The 14,253-nt window shown below is 55.6% G+C and carries 14 protein-coding genes and 1 tRNA gene; 12 read left to right on the forward strand and 3 right to left on the reverse strand.

Features of this window, described 5'->3' with window-relative positions:
- Positions 1 to 54: 54 nt before the first annotated feature.
- Positions 55 to 621, reverse strand: coding sequence for a Slp family lipoprotein (locus KI811_RS04000; protein ID WP_214185209.1), 567 nt, complete (start codon positions 619 to 621; stop codon positions 55 to 57).
- A 241-nt stretch (positions 622 to 862) separates the two neighbouring features.
- Between KI811_RS04000 and KI811_RS04005 the strand changes: the two genes are divergently transcribed.
- From KI811_RS04005 to KI811_RS04040, 8 genes are all read left to right on the forward strand, one after another.
- On the forward strand, positions 863 to 2,215 hold the full coding sequence (locus KI811_RS04005) for a UDP-glucose dehydrogenase family protein (RefSeq protein WP_214185210.1): 1,353 nt from the start codon (positions 863 to 865) through the stop codon (positions 2,213 to 2,215).
- A gap of 12 nt (positions 2,216 to 2,227) precedes the next feature.
- Entirely contained in the window at positions 2,228 to 3,169 is a 942-nt protein-coding gene (locus tag KI811_RS04010; RefSeq protein WP_214185211.1) for a UDP-glucuronic acid decarboxylase family protein, read from the forward strand.
- A 14-nt stretch (positions 3,170 to 3,183) separates the two neighbouring features.
- Complete coding sequence (locus KI811_RS04015) at positions 3,184 to 3,516, forward strand: FtsB family cell division protein (RefSeq protein ID WP_214185212.1); 333 nt, start codon at positions 3,184 to 3,186, stop codon at positions 3,514 to 3,516.
- Between the two features lie 51 nt (positions 3,517 to 3,567).
- Positions 3,568 to 3,723 (forward strand): hypothetical protein, encoded by a 156-nt coding sequence (locus KI811_RS04020; protein ID WP_214185213.1) that lies wholly within the window; start codon positions 3,568 to 3,570, stop codon positions 3,721 to 3,723.
- 17 nt (positions 3,724 to 3,740) lie between these two features.
- Complete coding sequence (gene argS, locus KI811_RS04025) at positions 3,741 to 5,429, forward strand: arginine--tRNA ligase (RefSeq protein ID WP_214185214.1); 1,689 nt, start codon at positions 3,741 to 3,743, stop codon at positions 5,427 to 5,429.
- 12 nt (positions 5,430 to 5,441) lie between these two features.
- Entirely contained in the window at positions 5,442 to 6,233 is a 792-nt protein-coding gene (locus KI811_RS04030; protein WP_214185215.1) for an SPOR domain-containing protein, read from the forward strand.
- A 60-nt stretch (positions 6,234 to 6,293) separates the two neighbouring features.
- A tRNA-Met gene (locus tag KI811_RS04035) sits at positions 6,294 to 6,370 on the forward strand.
- A gap of 372 nt (positions 6,371 to 6,742) precedes the next feature.
- Entirely contained in the window at positions 6,743 to 7,339 is a 597-nt protein-coding gene (locus KI811_RS04040; protein WP_246551347.1) for a hypothetical protein, read from the forward strand.
- A gap of 17 nt (positions 7,340 to 7,356) precedes the next feature.
- Here KI811_RS04040 and KI811_RS04045 read toward each other — a convergent pair whose 3' ends face one another.
- Positions 7,357 to 8,670, reverse strand: coding sequence for an ATP-binding protein (locus KI811_RS04045; protein ID WP_214185216.1), 1,314 nt, complete (start codon positions 8,668 to 8,670; stop codon positions 7,357 to 7,359).
- Between the two features lie 219 nt (positions 8,671 to 8,889).
- Between KI811_RS04045 and cls the strand changes: the two genes are divergently transcribed.
- Complete coding sequence (gene cls, locus KI811_RS04050; RefSeq protein ID WP_214185217.1) at positions 8,890 to 10,278, forward strand: cardiolipin synthase; 1,389 nt, start codon at positions 8,890 to 8,892, stop codon at positions 10,276 to 10,278.
- A 44-nt stretch (positions 10,279 to 10,322) separates the two neighbouring features.
- Here cls and KI811_RS04055 read toward each other — a convergent pair whose 3' ends face one another.
- Positions 10,323 to 11,528: a multidrug effflux MFS transporter gene (locus KI811_RS04055; RefSeq protein WP_246551349.1), complete on the reverse strand. Its 1,206-nt coding sequence runs from the start codon at positions 11,526 to 11,528 to the stop codon at positions 10,323 to 10,325.
- Positions 11,529 to 11,741: 213 nt separating this feature from the next.
- Between KI811_RS04055 and KI811_RS04060 the strand changes: the two genes are divergently transcribed.
- The 3 genes from KI811_RS04060 to KI811_RS04070 all read left to right on the forward strand — a co-directional run bounded on the left by KI811_RS04060 (position 11,742) and on the right by KI811_RS04070 (position 14,165).
- Entirely contained in the window at positions 11,742 to 12,626 is an 885-nt protein-coding gene (locus KI811_RS04060; protein WP_214185544.1) for a LysR family transcriptional regulator, read from the forward strand.
- 105 nt (positions 12,627 to 12,731) lie between these two features.
- Positions 12,732 to 13,691 carry a signal peptide peptidase SppA gene (gene sppA, locus KI811_RS04065; protein WP_214185219.1) on the forward strand — a complete coding sequence of 320 codons (960 nt, stop codon included), beginning with the start codon at positions 12,732 to 12,734 and terminating at the stop codon, positions 13,689 to 13,691.
- A 33-nt stretch (positions 13,692 to 13,724) separates the two neighbouring features.
- The gene (locus KI811_RS04070; RefSeq protein ID WP_214185220.1) at positions 13,725 to 14,165 is read left to right on the forward strand and encodes a DUF2721 domain-containing protein; all 441 of its coding nucleotides are present in this window, start codon (positions 13,725 to 13,727) and stop codon (positions 14,163 to 14,165) included.
- The last annotated feature ends 88 nt before the right edge of the window (positions 14,166 to 14,253 follow it).

Consider the following 14,253-nt stretch of genomic DNA (forward strand, 5'->3'; position numbering starts at 1 on the left):
GTTAGGTGAGGAGAGAGACAGGGCGGGTTATGGAATCCGCCCTGTCTTTTTGCGCTACCAGCGCCGATAAACCGGCCCCAGGGGTCGGTACCAGTACGGCCCGGGCCAGTATCCGTAGTAGTATGGATCATAAAAGGAGTAGGGTGGCGGAGTGGGGTAGGGGTAGCCCTTCTCATAGTCGTAGCTTTTCCAGACGTAAATCTCTTTGATGGCAACGACGGGATAGGTGTACTCAACTTCGTCGACCGGCATTACTTTTTTGCCCTTCACTTCCCCGACCAGGGTAACGAGGCGGTCCGGTTTATAGATCATGCTGTCGAGGAACGACTCGGAAATGGCGAGAAACCTTCCCTCTGAGCGAAATGTATCCTCCGGCATACCCGTCGTGTCGAGAGCAACCTGCATTATCTCCAATTGACTTCCTGTGGTAGTGTTCTTGACCCCGACAATTACCCCTCCCAGTTGCACGTACTTCCCGACAAACGCATCGGGTTTTCCCTTGAGCATGGTGTAGGTAATGGTGGGGTCAACCAGAGACCGTGACTGCTCACTGATGACATGAGCACACCCTGACAAGGTTGTGAGCAGGATTATAAGGATTGAAATTCTCTGTAAATACATCGTAGCACCTCCCGATCGAGCGATATTTTCCGCTCCTCTGCTGTGTCGCTCAGACATCCTCGCCTGTCCGGGGCGTCCAGCAGTCTACCCACTGACATGAAGCAAGATTAGCTCCGGTCAGGTGAATGTCAAATTAAGACGTGGAGGTAGGCGTGGATACCATTTCTGAGGAAAATTACTGGAAGTTTCAGCGTTTTTTATGCTATGTTGAAACGCTAAATTCTGTCCGAGGAGTTGCATTGTGAAAATCTGTGTCATTGGCTCCGGATATGTGGGCCTTGTCGCTGGAACCTGCTTCGCCGAAAGCGGCAACACGGTCATTTGCGTTGATATTAACCAGGAGAAGATTGAAGGGCTCAAGCAGGGGCTTCTTCCCATATACGAACCGGGCCTCAAGGAGCTGGTTCTTCGCAACAGCACCGAGGGGCGCCTTTCCTTCACTAACGACCTGGCGTCAGCGGTGAAGGAATCACTCATCTGCTTCATAGCCGTAGGGACACCGCCGGGGGAAGACGGTTCGGCCGATCTTCAGCATGTTCTTGCCGTGGCCCGGGAAATCGGTCGCAACATGGAGGGGTTCAAGATCATCGTCGACAAGTCGACGGTACCGGTTGGCACCGCGGACAAAGTGAGACGGGCTACCCAGGAGGAGCTCGACCGCCGCGGTGTTGCCTACGAGTTCGATGTGGTGTCGAACCCTGAGTTTCTCAAGGAAGGCGCCGCAATCGACGACTTCATGAAGCCCGACCGGGTCGTTATCGGTGCCGACAATGTCCGTACCGCAGAGATCATGAAAGAGCTCTATTCTCCCTTCATGAGAAAGACCAACCGCCTTATCGTTATGGACGTCCAAAGCGCCGAAATGACCAAATATGCCGCCAATGCCATGCTCGCCACCCGCATCTCGTTCATGAACCAGATAGCGAACCTCTGTGAGCGGATGGGGGCGGATGTGTCAGCCGTGCGCGAGGGAATTGGTTCCGATTCGCGGATCGGCTACGATTTCCTTTTTCCCGGCGTCGGTTACGGCGGCTCGTGCTTCCCGAAGGACGTGAAGGCCCTTATCAAGACCGCCGAGGAATGCAATTACGACTTTGTCCTGCTTAAAGCGGTAGAGGATGTCAATGAACGGCAAAAAGGGGTCCTCATCGACAAGATGATCGCCCATTTCTCAAAGGAATGTGGGGCAGCACCCCTCGCAGGAAAGACTATCGCCGTCTGGGGGCTCTCATTCAAGCCACGTACCGATGATATGCGCGAAGCTCCCTCGATCGTCATCATCAGCAAACTCCTCGAAATGGGTGCCACGGTCCGGGCACATGATCCCGAGGCGGTCAAGGAAGCTAAAAAGATTTTCGCCGACCGGATAACCTGCACTAGTACCAACCAGTACGAGATTCTCAATGGAGCCGACGCGCTGGCCATCATTACCGAGTGGAACGAGTATCGCAATCCCGACTTCGAGCGCATCAGCGCGAGCCTCACTGCCCCGGTTATCTTTGACGGCAGGAACCTTTACAACCCCCGGCGGATGCGGGAGATCGGCTTTACTTACCACTCCATCGGCCGCAACGGCTCGGGCTTTACCGGTTAGCAGGGGCCATCAATGCGTGTTCTGGTAACCGGCGGGGCCGGGTTCATCGGCTCCCATCTGTGTGAGCGGTTGGTTAGTGATGGCCACGAGGTCCTCTGCATCGACAATTTCTTTACGGGGTGTAAGGATAACATCCTGCCACTTTTGGGCGACCCCCGTTTCGAGCTGATCCGCCACGACATAACCGAGCCGATTCTCCTGGAGGTGGACCAGATATATCATCTGGCCTGTCCTGCTTCGCCGGTCCACTATCAGTACAACCCGGTGAAGACCATCAAGACAAGCGTCATGGGGACCATCAACATGCTTGGCCTCGCCAAGCGGGTCCGGGCGCGAATTCTTCTTGCCTCCACCTCTGAAGTCTACGGCGATCCCCAAGTGCATCCACAGCCCGAAACCTACTGGGGGAACGTGAACCCCATCGGGATCCGCAGCTGCTACGACGAGGGGAAGCGGGTTGCGGAAACCCTCATGATGGATTACCATCGCCAGAATGGCGTTGACATCCGAATAGTCCGGATATTCAACACATTCGGTCCCCGCATGGCAGAGCATGACGGCAGGGTGGTGTCGAACTTCATTGTCCAGGCCCTCAAAGGGGAAGACATAACAGTCTATGGCGACGGCAGCCAGACCCGCTCCTTCTGCTATGTGAGCGACCTGGTGGAAGGGCTTGTCCGGATGATGTCATGTGAAGGCTTCACCGGTCCGGTCAATCTGGGCAACCCCGCTGAAACTACTATCCTGGAATTTGCCCGGCGCATAATCGCGCTGACCGGTTCCAAGTCGCGGATTGTATTCAGGCCTCTCCCGTCGGATGACCCCAAGCAGCGCCAGCCCGATATTACCCTCGCCCGGACGACGCTTGGATGGGAGCCCATCGTGCCCCTGGAAACGGGACTCACAAAGACAGTTGATTATTTCTCCGGCCCTGGCGCCGGTTCGGGTTCATGACCAAAGGAGGAAGCATGCGGAAGCGGATGTACCTCATCCCTGCCGGCTGCATACTCTTCATCCTCTTCTTCACCGTTTTCGGCGAGCGGGGACTTCTGCGCATCTATCACCTGAGCAGGGAAAAACAGGAAATTGCGCAGAAGGTGACCGAGGTCAGGGGTGAGAATGAGAAACTCAAACGTGAGATAGAAGCGCTCAAAACCGACCGGCGCTACCTGGAAAGTATCGCCCGAAAGGATTTCGGGCTTGTGCGGCCCAATGAAGTCGTCTATCAGTTCCCGTCGTCGGACAAGGCCCAGGCCAAGACCCAGCAGCCGGTCTCATCGGCGGTCGAGAAGAAGCGATAGGGTGAGCGGAGAAATTCCGCTCTTTCCTTTTTGTCATCAGGAGATGAAGCCATGAGCAGTTCAAAGAGGCAGGCATGTGCCGTTTGTGCTTGGCGCGAAACATGTGCGAAGAAATTCTGCGTCACCGATGGCGGCGCGCGCTGTCCCGATTTCAGCCGTGACGTTTCCATTAAGGTTCCGGACGAAGAATCGGATGAAATACAATGAGTCAACTGGAGGGAACAATGAAGGATAGGGTTCGTTCTCTGGTCGCCGAGGGCATCGAGCGGTGTTTTGCCGACGGCTCTCTTGCCTCGAACCAGATGCCGGCCATAGTCATAGAGAAACCGGCCCATGCCGAGCACGGCGACTTTGCCTGTACTGTTGCCATGTCCATGGCCAAGGCCGAGCGCAAGGCGCCGCGGGTGATTGCAGAGACAATCGTCAAGCATATTGAAAATGGTGAGGGTGGAATCATCGGGGAAATCGATATAGCCGGCCCCGGTTTTATCAACTTCAGAATCAAGAACGAGGCGTGGAGCAGAACGCTTGTGGCCGTGGAAGCGGCAGGGGCGAACTTCGGGCGTAGCTGCGCGGGTGAAGGGCATAAGGTGCAGGTGGAGTTTGTGAGTGCAAACCCCACGGGGCCACTCCATATCGGCCACGGACGGGGTGCTGCCATCGGTGACACCATCTGTCGTCTTCTGTCAGCTTCCGGTTTCGATGTGACCCGTGAGTTTTATTACAACGATGCCGGCGCCCAAATCGCCAATCTGGCGCTTTCCGTTCAGGCACGCTGTCTCGGCATTGAGCCGGGGGACCCCCGGTGGCCGGCTGATGGCTATCAGGGCGACTATATCAAGGACGTGGCCCGCTCCTATCTCAATCGTGAAACCGTAGATGCCGGTGACCAGCACGTCACTGCCGCTGGCGATCCGAATGACCTTGACGCGATCCGCCGCTTTGCCGTGGCCTACCTGCGGCGCGAACAGGACCAGGACCTCCTGGCCTTCGACGTGCATTTCGATGTCTACTCGCTTGAATCGAGTCTTTATACCGAAGGTCGTGTCGAAGAGGTAGTCAGGCGCCTGATCGAGAACGGCCACACCTTCGAGCAGGACGGCGCCCTCTGGTTGCGGACCACGGACTTCGGAGACGACAAGGACCGGGTCATGCGCAAGTCGGACGGCAGTTACACCTACTTTGTCCCCGATGTTGCCTACCATCTGGCCAAGTGGGAACGTGGCTTCACCCGCGTCATCAACGAGCAGGGAGCGGACCACCACAGCACCATAACCCGGGTGCGTGCCGGCCTTCAGGCCCTCAATGCGGGAATTCCTCAAGAGTGGCCTGAGTACGTTCTTCACCAGATGGTTACGGTCATGCGCGGCGGCGAAGAGGTGAAAATATCCAAGCGCGCCGGCAGCTACGTTACTTTGCGGGATCTGATCGACGAAGTGGGCCGTGATGCCACGAGATTCTTCTTCCTCATGAGGAAACCTGATTCTCAACTGGTTTTTGACATCGATCTGGCCAAACAGCAATCCCTCGAAAACCCGGTTTACTACGTCCAGTACGCCCATGCACGGATCTGCAGCATCTTCGAGGCCGCCTGTGACCGGGGAATCAGCGTTCCGTCCTTCCCTGATGCCCATGTGTATCTTCTCGGAACGCCGGAAGAAATTGAACTCATCAAGCTCATCGGCTCTTTCCCTGAGGTTATCGAGGGAAGCGCCTTGTCCTTCGAGCCACACCGGATCACCTACTACCTGCAGGAGCTGGCAGGGGCTTTCCACTCTTTTTACAATAAAAATCGCGTCATAGGCGAAGAGAAAGAGTTGAGCTCGGCACGGCTCTTCCTCCTCAAGTGCGTTGCTCAGGTACTGAAGAACGGGCTTGCACTCCTGGGTGTCTCGGCACCGGAAAAGATGTAGCTGGAAGGGTTTATGGTCCTTGATTATCGTGAACGAAAACCGGTCAACAAAAACCGGCCAAAATCGAAACCCGTCGGCCTCTTTGTTATAGCATTTGGCCTGGTTGCCGCCTGTTCCTTTGCCCTTGGAGTACTGACGGATCGCTTTCTGCTTCCACCGCGCAATAAGGTTGACAACGTTCAGCCACCTCAACCGATAGCAACGAAGAACAAATCTCAGGAGCAACCGTCTTCAACGGCCAAGGATTCGGTCACTGGCAAGCAGGGAGCTCCTGCTTCGCTGCAGGAACCATCACTGACTTTTTACGAAACATTGCCTAAAGGCGGTAAAGTCATTCTCGGGAGCGGCATAAATCCAAAACAGCCAACGATGCAACACGCATCTCCGGCTAAAGCATCCGCCGAAGCTTTACCAAAAAAAGATCAGGCATCACCGCGACAGACTGAAGCGGGGACGCAACAACCTGCGAAGACTGACATGCCTGCGCCACCCCTAAGTTCTGCCACGGACAATGCTGAACATCCAAAGGCGGTCAGCGAAACATCCAAAGAAGCGACGGCGAAAAAAACGCCGATAGTAAAGGGAAAATTCTCCGTTCAGGTAGCATCTGCAAAAGAGCGCAAGGAAGCAGATGCGATTAGATCGTCGTTGGTGGAAAAGGGTTTTGCAGCTTATGTTGTCGAGTCTAACATCTCCGGCAAGGGGACATGGTACCGCGTAAGGGTAGGAAAACAAATGGATCCCGTGGCTGCCGCAAAACTTGCAAAACAGCTCGGCAAAGCAGCAATAATAATTCCTGAATAGAGGTGTGATTTTTTTTGTTGACTTAGGATTTGGCTCATAGTATAAACAGGTCTCTTGTGACGCGGGGTGGAGCAGTCAGGTAGCTCGTCGGGCTCATAACCCGAAGGTCATAGGTTCAAATCCTATCCCCGCAACCAAACAAATCAAAGGGTTAGCCGTAATGGCTAACCCTTTTTTGTTTGTACTGATGTAAAAGTTGATGTAAATGCTGATGAAGCCCGTCGAGCTAGCGAAGCTAGTCAGCTCCTGCAACCAAATCCTTCGGCTTGCTATCCTGTATGTCTGATAGCCACTATAAATGTAACTTGAACTGGGTCTAAACCGACACGCGACCAGCACTTTCCCGTTACGGAGCAAAGTCGCCGTGAAACCGGACCGCGGTGCAAGGAGTCTTCCTTTGGGAAACTATGCAATGAAAGAGCTATGTTTAGAACAATATCGCGATTCATGGTGAAAACAAGACTGCCATACCCCTCTTATCGTAATTATCACCCAAGCAGCGAGTCTTTATGGATCTTTTTTCACAATCCAGCCAAATTCCAGGTTTAGGCCAGTCGGAATTCGTGATGCTTTCCGTGTTGAAGCTTTTTCTTCTCCCCGTCGGGGGCGGAATACCTTCCGGCGTTTTGCTTGCCCATGCAAAAGGCTTGGCCTGGCCCGTCACCACTCTGCTCTATCTCGTGTCTGATGTTATCCTGGCCTTTGCATTTGAACCAATCCTTCGCCTTATCACGACGGTGTGCGGGAAAGTTCCATTCCTGGCTCGCGTCAGCGCAGCCCTAAAATCGGCTACCGCTCGCAGCACGTCGCATTTCGCCGGGACTGGCGCCGGTCCGATTGCGCTCATCATGATCGCGTTCGGTGTTGATCCCATGACGGGGCGCGCCTCGGCGCTCGCCTCCGGTCACGGTTTCGTTGCAGGGTGGGGTTTTGCCATCGCTGGCGACATGCTTTACTTTACGGTCATCGCGATCACGACCTTGCATCTGAATTCGTACATTCGAGATCCCAACACGACAATGGTGATAGTCCTCATTGCGATGTTCGGCATCCCTCCACTGGTACGCCGTATCCGGATAAGACGATTGTTGTATCAAAGGACGTAAGGGCTGACCTATTCCTGTCAGATCTGGGTCATCCATTCCTTCCCCTGCCGTTTTGCACCCGCTTTCATGGCCTGGAGGAATCGAGACCGCAGGCTTTCCCCCAAAAGTGCTTTTTTCACGGCGGGCAACTTGAGGAACGCGCCGACAAAGGCGCGCGCAAACTTCTCGTTAAAGCTCTGCGGGTTCGCAAAAATCTGGTTCTGGAGGGTTCCCTTCTCCAGACTCTGCAGCATGATCCGCTCGAAGGTGGTCTCGGGATGAATGACCCGTTGCCCTCGTTTCCCAAGCCTGCAGGCCTTGGTCGGACAGGTAAGGGCGCATACTCCGCAGCCGATGCAGATGGAAGTGTCGACCAGGACCCTCCTTTTCTTTCCCGCTTCAGGCGCTTCCAGTTCAACCATTGAAATAGCCTCAATCGGGCAGACCTTGGCGCATTTTCCGCAGCCGATACAGTTCGTACCGTCAATCTCGGCCAGATAATTCGAGGTGACCAGGGAGTTCGGATAGCCGTGCTCGCTGATGCCTCTCAGGACGTTGCAACAGCACTTGCAGCAGTGGCAGACGAACTTCATGTTCTTCTGGACATTGTCCGCGGCCATCACGAGCCCCAGTTCCCTCGATCGCGCGAAATGATCTTCCATTTCCGACCTGCTCACTTCACGGGCCAGGTTGTGCCTGATCATGAAATCCGCCGCATAGCCGAACTGGGTGCAACTTTCCAGGGGCGCATCGCAGTTCTTCACACCGAGATGCAGCTTTTCATGGCGGCAGCTGCAGATCCCGATGGCGAATCGGTCAGATTGGGCGATCAGGGACGATGCCTTTTCGTAGTCCAGAATTTCGACATAATCGGGACTTCTCACCGTTTCGTCATGGGGCAAGGCCCTCACGAATGAGATTTGTTCGCCGTGGCCGAAGTTTGCCGCAAGAAAGGAATCATCCCCGGACAGGTAGTCGTGAAAAAGCCTCGCCCATTCCTTGCTGCTGGCATTCGGCCCCATTCTCATCATGGTGAACTCGAAGATACCAACTACGAGAGGAGCAGGGGTGTAGTGGTATGACCCCTGTAACCACAGGTCCACGACCAGACCTTTTTCCGTCAATCCTTCGAGAAGCCGCAGCAGTTTGCCCTTTTCATAGCCGGTGGCCTGTTCCAGCTGCTCAAAGGTGGACAGCCCATAGGGCATCTTGATGACTACATCGGCTTCTTCGCTCGTGTAGAGTTCCTTCAGGATTGCATGAAGCCGCTCATTCCATGGCGCCCGCATCTCCATCCCATCGATCTTTCTGCCAAGTTCGCGAAAAATGTCTTTCCCAACAAGATGCCCCATGGCCGTTCTCCTTCCTTCTCTATCCAGCAACGATGAGTTCCGAGCAGATGCCGAACCAGCATAGCGGTACCTATCAAAGTGTGCAATCGTATCATTCTTTTGAAATGGTCGATTCTGGTGCCTCTCGCTAGCATCTGCCGTCCTTCCGTGTCGAGTCCGCTTTCCTCTGCTATAGTACTCTCTGATAGCGACTACTTCCTGTCCCCTTGGAGTTCACCCATGCTCACTCTGCGATTGCCTGCACTGTTCATTGCACTGGCCTGCGTCGGCTGGGTATCCGGTTGCGCCCGCCTGCCCGATGCATCCGCGGTCATCGGCAAAGTCCAGTCCGACGGCAAGCCGCCGCGCATCGCCTCCATTCACGGTCTGTTATCCCCGACTCAGAGCAGCGCCATAATAAAGCGGCTCACCCTGCCGACCGGGCCGACGGAGATGTTGGAGCGCCAGGTCGTGGTGAACGAAGCGGTCAGCGGGAGCCCCCTCATCAAGGGGAATCGGGTGACGCTCCTTGTCGACGGTCCTGCGACGTACGCGGCCATGTTCAAAGCGATCGAGAGAGCCAGGCATTCGATAAACATGGAAACGTTCATCTTCGAAGACGACGAGACGGGGCGCAGGTTGGCGGATCTGCTGATCCGGAAGCGGGAGGAAGGGGTCAAGGTCAATCTCATCTACGACAGTGTCGGCTGCCTGAGAATACCTGCAAGTTTTTTCAAGCAGCTACGGCACAAGGGGGTCAATGTCGTCGAGTTCAATCCCGTCAATCCGCTGAAAACATCCAAGAAGTGGCGCCTGACCCTGCGGGATCACCGCAAGATACTGGTTGTGGATGGCAGTACGGTTATCACTGGCGGCGTCAACATCAGCCGGGCCTATTCGAGCAAGTTTATCGGCGAAGACGAGACATCGCCCGTCATCCCCTGGCGCGATACCGACATCCTGATCGAAGGCCCGGCAGCGGTAGAATTTCAAAAGGCGTTCCTCCGCGCCTGGGCGAAGCAGAAGGGACGACCAGCCCTGGATGAGCGAGACTATTTCCCGTCACAGCAGGAACGCGGCACCAACCTGGTGCAGGTCATCACGAACCACCCCGGTGAAGCCGGCCGGACTACCTTCATCATGTACGTGTCGGCCGTCGCTTTCGCCGAGAAATCGATCCACCTGACGGCATCATATTTCGTTCCCGACGGGCAGATGATACAGGCGCTCCGCGATGCCGCACGAAGCGGCGTGGACGTCAAGATCATCCTGCCGAAAAGCAGCGACCAGAATTTGGCCCTCTATGCCGGAAGGTACTATTACGACGAGTTGCTGGAGGCCGGGGTGAAGTTGTACGAGCGGCGCAACGCTGTACTTCACGCAAAGACGGCGGTCATCGACGGAGTCTGGGCCACAGTTGGCTCAACCAATCTGGATTTCCTGAGTTTTTCAAAAAATTTCGAGATCAACACGGTCGTGCTGGGGAGCGATTTTGCAGCGGAGATGGAGCGGATGTTCGAGAGAGACTTGGCCGAGTCGGATCAGATCATCGAGGAGTCGTGGGAAAAGAGGCCCTGGTCCATCAGAGCCAGGGAATGGTTTTCGCACCTCTTTTCCCCCATGCTGTGAGGGCACGATACGATTCGGGTGATAACTGAAGGTATACCAATTGTTTATTGCGCCGGCGCACGCCGAGCCGATGATGCACGGGCAACCCCGACAATGGCACACCAGCCCAGCACCCCGCAGAGAGCCATGGTAGCGGTCATTGGTACCGCCGTCCCGTTGTGGAACATCCCCACGAGCGCACCCGCGGTTGCCCCGAGGGTGTACTGAATCGTCCCCAGAAGCGCCGACGCGCTCCCTGCCGCCTTGTCGAAGGGGGCCATGGCGAGGGCGGTCACGTTGGGATAGAGAAACCCGGACGTACAAATGCAGACGAACAGGAGTGCGACTTGGACAGGAAAACCACCGATCCCCGTGTATCCTGCAACCGCGAGAAGAAGGGCTCCCACCGCATTGACGGTGGATGCGGTGCCCAGGATATGTTGGGCGCTGAAGCGGCGAAGAAGGCGGCGGTTGACCTGGGATGCGCCGATCAGTCCGCAGGCGTTGGCGCCGAAGAAAAGGCCGAAATGCTGGGGGGAGACGCCGTGCAGTTCGATGAAGACGAACGGTGCGCCCGAGATGTAGGAGAAATTGACCCCGGCGACGCAGCCAAGGGCGATGGCGTAGCGGAGATAACGATGGTTGTGGAGAAGGTGAGCATAAATGGTAGCCATCTCGACAACGCCGCGCCGGCTGCGTCGTTCCGCCGGCAGGGATTCGGGAAGGCACATTGCCGCCGCGGCGAGGGAAAGGAGGCCGAAGATTGCCAGAAAGCCGAAAATGCCGCGCCAGCCGGTGATCAGCAGGAGCTGTCCTCCCACGATAGGAGCCAGTATTGGTGCGGCGCCCATGACCAGCATGAGGAGCGAAAACATCCGCGCCGCTTCGGCGGTATCGTAGAGGTCGCGTACCACGGCGCGCGAGATCACCATGCCGGCTCCCCCTCCGACCGCCATTACCACGCGCCAGAAGAGAAGTCCCTCACCCGTGTGGACGAAGGCACATCCGAACGCTGCCGCGACGTAGAGCGTCAGTCCCAGGAGGAGCGGCGTTCGCCTTCCCCACCGGTCTGCCAATGGTCCGTAAAACAGCTGCCCGGCGGCCGAACCGAAGAGGAAGGCGGAGATGGAGAGCTGCACCGTACCGAGAGGCGCGGCGAGATCCCGGGCGATCTGCGGGAAAGCGGGGAGGTACATGTCGATGGACATGGAACTGAAGGCGGTCAGCGCTCCGAGGATAAGGACCAGTCGTGCCAGTTGACGTCGGGTCATGTCTTCTGGGTGTATAGCCGGGGCAGCGGTCATTTCCATAATAAATCCTTTATCCAGGCTCAAAACATTTAGGCGATCATGGCGCGAGTATGAAAGGGGAATTTCGATGCGTTGGTAACTTTATTCATTAGATCAAGATACCAATGGATAAAATATAAATAAAATATATAATATTTATGTTTGTCATAATTATTTTTTATGGAAAGGTTTCAAGTGGATATCCGCCAGTTGCAATTTTTTGCCGAGATCGTCAGATACGGCAGCTTCACCAAGGCTGCGGAACGGTTGCACGTAGCCCAACCGGCAGTGAGCATGGCGATGAAGAAGTTGGAAGAGGAGCTTGACCTTGTACTCTTCAACCGTCAGGAGCGGAGGATTTCCCTGACCGCCGAAGGAGAGATCTTTCTGCGACATGCGGAGAAGATACTGGATGAGGTGAAATCGACGGAGACGGAAATGGAAGAACTTCGGGGGCTTGCCAAGGGCGAGGTGCGGGTGGGAATCCCTCCGATGATGAGTGCGTATTTCTTCCCGCAGATCATCCGTGACTTCTCTAACCGCTATCCCGACTTGCACCTTACGGTGTCGGGTGAGGGAGCCTCAAAAATTCAGAAGATGATCATTGACGGGGAACTGGACATGGGGGTCATAGCCGGCGCGAGCTTCCCCGAAACGCTTGAGGTGAGAAGGTTCCTGCGGGAAGAGGTGATTGTCTGCGTGCCCAGGAACCACCCGCTGGCGTCAAAGGGGAGCCTGACGCTGCACGAGTTCGCCGGGCACCCGCTGATTTTCTACCGGGAGGGGTACTATCTGAGGGAACTCATCCTTGATGTTCTGAGAGGGGCAGGCCTCAGCCCCGCTATCAAATTTGAAACAAACCTCTACACTCTGGTCAAGTCGCTGGTCCAGAAGGGTATGGGAATTTCGGTCTTCTTGAAGATGGTGGTTGCTGAAGATGACGATCTCACGGCAATATCCCTGGACCCACCGCTGTATCTCGATCTTCTCATCGCCTGGAAAAAGCATGGATATCTGTCTCGGGCAAACCGCGCCTTTGCCGATTTCCTCCTTGAGAAGGGTTCACATGCGGCAATGTAACAAGCGGTTTGTTTTGTGGTATCGATGACGCCCGAGCGGCTGAGATCTGATTATGCTACAGTTTCAATGGGAGAACTGTCTTTCATCGTGCACCAAGGAGGATTCATGAGAATTACCGTTTTTCTGGTCAGTTTCCTTGTGGCTGCCATGGTGACGGGGTGCGCCCATGTGAACGTATCCCTGTTGAGAGCGCCGGAGCCCTTGGCTGAGAAGGTGCTGGAAGGGAAGGGAACAAAGAAACTCCTGATTGTTGACATTAGCGGTACCATCGGTGAGCAGGCCAAGGGGAGTGGCCTTCTGGGGCAGGGAATCCCCTCCACAGTTTCACAAGTGCGGGAATCGCTGCATAAGGCCGAGCGGGACCCGAAGGTGGCTGGCCTGATCTTGCGGATCAATTCACCGGGGGGAACGGTTACGGCCAGCGACATCATACGCCACGACATCTCCGAGTTCAGGAAGCGCCGTAACCTTCCGGTCTTCGCCTGCATCATGGGGCTCGGCGCATCGGGAGGATACTACGTAGCCACCGCTGCAGACGAGATAATCGCCCACCCCACGGCTGTCACCGGCAGCATCGGGGTGATGCTCATGACCTTTAACGTCGAGGGACTTCTGGGGAAGATCGGCGTCGAGGAGAAGACCATCAAGTCAGGGGAGCGGAAGGACCTCCTTTCGCCGTTCCGGCGGGCGACACCTGACGAGGAGAGGCTGGTGCAGGGGATCATCGATCAGTTCCAGGGGCGCTTCGTTGAAATGATCCTGGAGCGGAAGGGCAATCGGCTCACGCGAGAGGAGTTGCTTTCCCTGGCCGACGGCCGCGTCTTCTCGGCCGGAGATGCTGTGAAGTCCGGGCTTATTGACCGGATCGGCTACTTGGACGATGTGATCTCCTCCATGCGCCAGCAGGTTGGCGACCCCGATGCCCGGGTAGTTACCTACCACCGTCCTGGCAGCTACAGGGGGAGCATCTATGCCGAAGCAGCCGACGAACCGTCCATGGCAGATCTGTTTGGGGGATTCGAGGCAGCGAGCAGTGGGCAGTTCATGTACCTCTGGAAGCCGTAACTGCAAGGGTGACGTTTCACGGAGAACAGCATCATGCAACCCGAACCGGTCATTTCGAACATATCCCATGTCATTCAACTGTCAGTTGCCCCGGTCTTTCTCCTCACCGGGGTAGGATCAATTCTTTCTGTGCTTATCAACCGACTCGGGCGCATTGTAGACCGCATACGCGTGGTCGATCAGAAACTTATCGCTTCAGCCAGGGATGACAAAGCATCGCTACGGTTTGAGCTGACGACGCTCGGCCGGCGGATGCGGCTGATCAATTGGGCCATCAGCTTGTGTATAACCTGTGCTCTCCTTGTATGCTTGGTTATCGCTATGCTCTTTGTAAGTTTTTTTATCAATATGAACGTATCTTATGCTGCTGCCATATTATTCGTCGTTGCTATGCTCGCTCTGATCGGTGGATTGCTGAGCTTTCTCCGGGAGATATACCTGGCAATTGCAATTGCCCGAATGGGGATGCATTGACGCTCTGGGCAATGTCTCACCGAAGAAACATTCATTCCCGGCGTTCATGAATTCCTTCAAGCTGTCTCACCAGGGTAGGCCGCGCCAA

The organism is Geobacter hydrogenophilus (assembly GCF_018501225.1).
In the GTDB taxonomy this organism is placed as follows: domain Bacteria; phylum Desulfobacterota; class Desulfuromonadia; order Geobacterales; family Geobacteraceae; genus Geobacter; species Geobacter hydrogenophilus.

Excerpts from the sequence above, each read along its gene's own strand:
- sppA (WP_214185219.1), top strand. The coding sequence starts at position 12,732 with ATGAGAATTACCGTTTTTCTGGTCAGTTTCCTTGTGGCTGCCATGGTG.
- KI811_RS04015 (WP_214185212.1), top strand. The coding sequence starts at position 3,184 with ATGCGGAAGCGGATGTACCTCATCCCTGCCGGCTGCATACTCTTCATC.
- KI811_RS04045 (WP_214185216.1), bottom strand. The coding sequence starts at position 8,670 with ATGGGGCATCTTGTTGGGAAAGACATTTTTCGCGAACTTGGCAGAAAG.
- KI811_RS04020 (WP_214185213.1), top strand. The coding sequence starts at position 3,568 with ATGAGCAGTTCAAAGAGGCAGGCATGTGCCGTTTGTGCTTGGCGCGAA.
- cls (WP_214185217.1), top strand. The coding sequence starts at position 8,890 with ATGCTCACTCTGCGATTGCCTGCACTGTTCATTGCACTGGCCTGCGTC.
- KI811_RS04040 (WP_246551347.1), top strand. The coding sequence starts at position 6,743 with ATGGATCTTTTTTCACAATCCAGCCAAATTCCAGGTTTAGGCCAGTCG.
- KI811_RS04055 (WP_246551349.1), bottom strand. The coding sequence starts at position 11,528 with ATGACCCGACGTCAACTGGCACGACTGGTCCTTATCCTCGGAGCGCTG.
- KI811_RS04030 (WP_214185215.1), top strand. The coding sequence starts at position 5,442 with ATGGTCCTTGATTATCGTGAACGAAAACCGGTCAACAAAAACCGGCCA.
- KI811_RS04070 (WP_214185220.1), top strand. The coding sequence starts at position 13,725 with ATGCAACCCGAACCGGTCATTTCGAACATATCCCATGTCATTCAACTG.
- KI811_RS04000 (WP_214185209.1), bottom strand. The coding sequence starts at position 621 with ATGTATTTACAGAGAATTTCAATCCTTATAATCCTGCTCACAACCTTG.
- argS (WP_214185214.1), top strand. The coding sequence starts at position 3,741 with ATGAAGGATAGGGTTCGTTCTCTGGTCGCCGAGGGCATCGAGCGGTGT.
- KI811_RS04010 (WP_214185211.1), top strand. The coding sequence starts at position 2,228 with ATGCGTGTTCTGGTAACCGGCGGGGCCGGGTTCATCGGCTCCCATCTG.